The following is a 5,205-nucleotide window of genomic DNA, read 5'->3' as shown; positions in this document are numbered from 1 at the left end:
CGAGGGGGCCCCCGAGTGCGTACTACGCACCCAACGGCCCCCTCACTTCAAGCCCGCCCGAGGCTTACGGGCACCCCGCCGGACTTGGTGAAGGAATCCCTCACCAGCCAGCCACATTCGGCTTTCCGCACAATAGAACCGGCCGCAACGCTCACGACTCCGTCAGGCCAGGTACTCCGCGGCCGCGCGCAGGCTCACGTGGGAGCCGCTGAAGGTGTCGATGCGGGCCCCCTCGGTGGCAGGGCCGGGGACGCCGGTCTCGACATGGATCAAGCCGGGCACCGAGGTACGGAAAACCTCGAGCATCGACCGCACCGCGGTGTGCCGGTGCGCTTCGCGAGTCACCACCACGACGCTGGAAAACCCAGGCGCCGCAGCGAGAACCGAGTCGACGTCGCCGGGGGAAACGGTCAGCGCCCGCGTCCCCGGCACCAGGTCGCTCAGCAACGCGCCGAGTCCCCAGGGCATCGGCCCGGCGGCGATGTTCGGCTCCGTCTGGATGTCCACGACCAGCGGTGCGCCGGTCAGCCGGGGCTCGCCCTGGACCCGCAACGCCTTGCGCGCCGCCTCCAGTCCGAGCCGGTAGTCGACCGGCGTGATCTCCGCCGAAGCGGGTTCCGAAGCCAGCGCGGCCGTGCGCGACGAGGCTTCGGCCAGGCGCTCCAGGGAAAGCTCGCCCGAGGTCACCGCCGCCACGATCGTCGCCGTGATCCGGTCGAGCACCTCCGCGTCGAAGGCCGCGCCGCCGATGCACAACGCGTCGGCGCCTGCCGCGAGCGCGCGGACCGCGGCCTCGCCGAGGCCGTCCTGCCGCCCGTACTCCCCCGACACCGCGCCCATCTCGAGCGCGTCCGTGATGACCGCGCCGGTGAAGCCCAGCTCGTCGCGCAGTACGCCGGTCAACGCGCGCGCGTTGAGCGTCGCGGGGAGTTCGCCCCACGCGGGGACGACCAGGTGGCCGGTCATGATCGACCGCACCCCGGCCTGGATGGCCGCCTGGAACGGGACGAGTTCGATCTCGCGCAACTCCTCCTCGGTGCGCGGGAGTACCGGCAACGCCACGTGGGAGTCCTCGGTGGCCGCGCCATGGCCGGGGAAGTGCTTGGCGCAGGCCGCGACACCGTACTTCTGCAACCCGGTCACGTAGGCCGCGACGTGCACCGACGCCCGCACGGGGTCCGAACCGAAGGCGCGGACGCCGATGACCGGGTCCTCCGCCGCCAGCGTCAGGTCCGCGCACGGCGCGAGGTTGACCGTCACGCCGCACGCGGCGAGGCGCTCACCGAGCGCGGCCGCGACCGACGTGGTCAGCTCGGGGTCGTCCGCGGCGCCGAGCGCCAGCGGGCCAGGCACGAACGAGCCGGTGGCGACGTCCAGCCTGGTGACGTCACCGCCTTCCTCGTCGATGCCGATGACCACGTCAGACCGCTCCGAGCGCAGACCGGCGGTGAGCGCGGCGACCTGGTGGTCGTCGACCACGTTGCGGCCGAACAGCACCACGCCGCCGAGGCCCTCACCGAGGCGGCGGCGCAGCCAGTCCGGGGCCGTGGTGCCCGCGAAACCGGGCAGCAGAACGGATTCGGCGAGCTTCTCTGGTGACGACAACCGCTATCCCTTCACCGCGCCGGCGGTCATGCCGGACACCAGCTTGCGTTGCACGATCAGGAAGAAGATCAGCGCGGGCACCGCGTAGATGGCCGACGCGGCCATGATGCCGCCCCAGTCGATGGAGAACGCGGTCTTGAACGACGACAGCCACACCGGCAGCGTCTGCTTGTCCTTGTCCCGCATGAACACCAGCGCGAACAGGAACTCGTTCCACGCGGTGATGAAGCTGAACACCGACGTCGTGACCAGGCCCGGCCCGAGCAGCGGCAGCGTGACCCTGCGGAACGCGCCCGCCTGGCTGCAGCCGTCGATCATCGCCGCTTCTTCGAGCTCGTACGGGATCCCGTTGACGAACCCGTAGAGCATCCAGATGGTGAAGGGCAGCGTCGTCACGAAGTAGATCAGCAGCAGCGACGGCAGTGTGTTGAGCAGCCCGGCGTCCCGCATCAGCAGGTACATCGGGATGAACAGCGCCTCGACCGGCGCCAGCTGCGCGACCAGCACCAGCAGCAGGAATCCCTTGCGGCCGCGGAACTTGAACCGCGAGAGCGGCACGGCGGCGAGCACACCGGCGACCAGTGCGCAGAGCACGGCGCCGACCGTGACGATCAGGCTGTTCGTCAGGTACGTCAGGAAACCCGGCTTGGTCAGCGCCGACGTGAAGTTCTCCACGGTCGCGGAGAACGGGATCAGGTCGTACTTCGGCGACAGGACCTCGCCGGGCGTCTTCAGCGCCGTGGTGAACATCCAGTACGTCGGGAAGAAGAACAGCAACGCCACGAGCAGGCCGACGGCGGACAGGCCCAGCCTGGCCGGAAGTGACTTCCTCATGAGATGTCGGCCTCCTTCGTGCGCACCAGCAGCTGGATGTACCTGGCGGTCAGCGCGACCAGCACCAGCAGCATCAGCGCGGCGATCGCGGCGGCGGCGCCGAAGTGGCTGCCTGCCACACCCTTGAGATACAGGTAGATCGGCAACGTCGTGCTGCCACCGTCGGGGCCACCCTGGCGCACGGCCCACACCTGGCCGAACACCTTGAAGTCCCACAGCACCGACAGGAAGGTGACCATGGTCAGGATCGGCCGGATCGAGGGCCAGGTGACCGCCCAGAAGGTCTGCCACGGGCTCGCGCCGTCCATCGAGGCCGCCTCGTACTGCTCCTGCGGCACGCCGAGCAGGCCGGCGTAGAGCGTGAACGCGACGAACGGCACCGCCTGCCAGAGGATCAGCAGGCCGATCACCGTCAGCGTGCTGGTGCCGGTGGAGAACCACGAGTAGCCGATGAAGCCGTCGAACCCGAGCTTGTCGAGCGTCTTGTTGAGGATCCCGTACTGCTGATCGAAGATCCACTGGAAGACCGTGGTGGTCGCGATCACCGGCACCGCCCAGGCGAGCACCAGCGTCACCTGCAGGATGATCCGCACGACCGGCCCGAGATGGCGCATCAGCAACGCCACGAACAACGCCGCCAGCAAGGTCGCGATCACCAGCGCGGCGGTGAACACCAGCGTCCGCACGGTGACTTCCCAGAATTCGGGGTCGGTCAGCGTGGTGGTGAAGTTGTCGAAGCCGATCCAGACCATCTGGCCGCGGACGAGCTCGCCGAGGTCGAGCTTGCGCAGGCTGATGGCGAACAGCTGCAGCGTCGGCCAGCCCAGCAGCACGAGGATGGCGATCAGCGCTGGCAGGATCAGCAGATACGGCACGGTCTTCGGGCCGAACCGGCCACGCCGTCGTGCCACCGGGCGCTCGGCACGCGCCGGTGCCGGCGGGGTCGCCCCCGCCGGCACCGGCGCTTCCTTGGTCGAGGTCATCCGCCGATGATCTTGTCGAGCGCGGCGTTGGCGTCGGCGGTCGCCTGGTCCAGCGTCTTCTTGCCGGTCAGGTACGCGGTCAGCATGTCCTTCAGCGGGTTCTGGCCGGACTCGACCTCGCCCCACTTCGGGCTGGCCGGCACGGCGCGGCCGTTCTTCGAGGCCTTGGCCATCACGCTGGCCAGCGGGTCGGCGTCGAGGCCGCTGGTGTCGGTGGAGGCGCCGGGCACGTAACCGGCCTTGACGAGCTCGCCCTGGTACTTCGCGGAGCACATGAGCTTGATGTAGTCCTTGGCCAGCTGCTGGTTCTTGCTGTTCAGCGGGACCATCAGGTTCGAGCCACCGAGGAACACCGGCGCGGTCTGGCCGGCGGTCTTGCTCGGGATCGGGAACGCGCCCGACTTGTCCTTCAGGCTCGGGTCGGTCTTGGCGGCCGTGGCGACCTCGTAGGGCGCGCCGATGAACATGGCGACCTTGCCTGCACCGTAGATGGTGGCCTGCTGCGGGGTGGCCTCGTCGTTGTCCTTCGGTGCCTTCGTGCCGGAGGTCTCGACCAGTTGCTTGTAGAACTCGATGCCCGCCTTGGAACCGGCGCTGTCCAGCGTCGACTTGAACTTCTTGCCGTCGGCCTTGGCGACGTCACCGCCGTCGTCCCAGAGGAACGAGAGCAGCGCGTACCAGTACTGGCCGGGCAGGTACAGCGGCTGGAAGTCGGGGTCGCTGCCGAACTTGGCCTTGAGCTTGGTGATGGCGTCGAGCCACTCCGCGCGCGAGGTCGGCGGAGCGGTGATGCCCGCCTGCTCGAACATGTCCTTGCGGTAGATCACCTCACGGTTGGCGGCGTAGAACGGCACACCGTAGGTCTTGCCGTCGTACTCGCCGGAGGCCTTGAGGCCCGCGAGCCACTGGGGGCCGTTGAAGTCCGCGACGGAGCCGGAGAGGTCCGCCGACACGCCCTGCGCGGCGAAGAACGGCGTCTGGGTGTTGCCGACCTCGATCACGTCCGGCGGGCTGTCACTGGCCAGCGCGGCGGTGAGCTTCTCCTGGATGCCCTTCCACTGCTGGATCTCGTACTTGACCTTGACCCCGGGGTGCGCGTCTTCGAAATCCTTGTGCAGCGCGGCGCTCATGGAATCGGGGGCGGTGCCGGTCATCAGCCAGACCGTGATCGTCCCGTCCTTGGGCGGCGCGCTCGACTGATTGCCCGCGTCGGTGCCACTGGATCCGGCACAGCCCGCGGCCGCGAGAGTGGTGGCGGCGATACCCGCCGCAAGCTTGAGCCAGCGCTTCACTCGTTGCCGTCCTTTCGATGCCCGGCTACCGGCCGGGCGGCCAAAAATGGTGTAGACCAATGCGGCGAGAGTGGTACGTACCACAGCAACTGTCAAGGCCGTTGCCTGGACGTTGCAAAGAAGACAGCTTTTCTCGCTTTATGTCACCAGATGCTCACGAAGAGGGACGGTATCGGGGAAGCGTCGACGAAGTGCCACCGGAGACCGGTCGGTGGCAACATGGTTCGGGCAAGAAACCTTCCCCGAACCAGAAGGGGTCGTGAGTGGTATGACCGGTTCTAACCGGTTGTCCTGTTTCAGGACTTCACAGACAGATGTGTGTCAGGACTTTCCGGACAGTTTCTGGCTGGTCAGTGGTTGATAGCGTACTGATCTGCTGAGGGTGAGCTGGCGGATGACCGTGTCGTTGATCATGATGGTGACGCGGTCGCCTTGCCAGTAGAGGTCGGCGGTGTGTGCTGCCCAGCGGCGGCCGATGACGATGGAGCAGC

General features: G+C 68.0%; 4 protein-coding genes. All 4 read right to left on the bottom strand.

What is annotated here, in order from left to right; genetic code table 11:
* Window positions 1–162 precede the first annotated feature (162 nt).
* From ACFV15_RS47725 to ACFV15_RS47710, 4 genes are read right to left on the bottom strand one after another with little or no spacing between them, the layout of a single operon-like run.
* On the bottom strand, window positions 163–1,605 hold the full coding sequence (locus ACFV15_RS47725; protein WP_378360119.1) for a glycoside hydrolase family 3 protein: 1,443 nt from the start codon (window positions 1,603–1,605) through the stop codon (window positions 163–165).
* A 3-nt stretch (window positions 1,606–1,608) separates the two neighbouring features.
* Window positions 1,609–2,439: a carbohydrate ABC transporter permease gene (locus ACFV15_RS47720; protein WP_378360117.1), complete on the bottom strand. Its 831-nt coding sequence runs from the start codon at window positions 2,437–2,439 to the stop codon at window positions 1,609–1,611.
* Window positions 2,436–3,422, bottom strand: coding sequence for a carbohydrate ABC transporter permease (locus ACFV15_RS47715; RefSeq protein ID WP_378360115.1), 987 nt, complete (start codon window positions 3,420–3,422; stop codon window positions 2,436–2,438). The genes ACFV15_RS47720 and ACFV15_RS47715 overlap by 4 nt, the downstream gene beginning before the upstream one ends.
* Window positions 3,419–4,714: an extracellular solute-binding protein gene (locus ACFV15_RS47710; protein ID WP_378360114.1), complete on the bottom strand. Its 1,296-nt coding sequence runs from the start codon at window positions 4,712–4,714 to the stop codon at window positions 3,419–3,421. Before ACFV15_RS47710 ends, ACFV15_RS47715 begins: the two co-directional genes overlap by 4 nt.
* Window positions 4,715–5,205: the final 491 nt, after the last annotated feature.

It is taken from the genome of Amycolatopsis sp. NPDC059657 (assembly GCF_042734395.1).
Taxonomy (GTDB): Bacteria; Actinomycetota; Actinomycetes; order Mycobacteriales; family Pseudonocardiaceae; genus Amycolatopsis.
Note: the sequence above shows the minus strand (reverse complement) of the source record. Positions and strands in the feature narration are given on the sequence as shown.

Coding starts and splice junctions, on each gene's coding strand:
- ACFV15_RS47720 (WP_378360117.1), bottom strand. CDS start 2,439: ATGAGGAAGTCACTTCCGGCCAGGCTGGGCCTGTCCGCCGTCGGCCTG.
- ACFV15_RS47715 (WP_378360115.1), bottom strand. CDS start 3,422: ATGACCTCGACCAAGGAAGCGCCGGTGCCGGCGGGGGCGACCCCGCCG.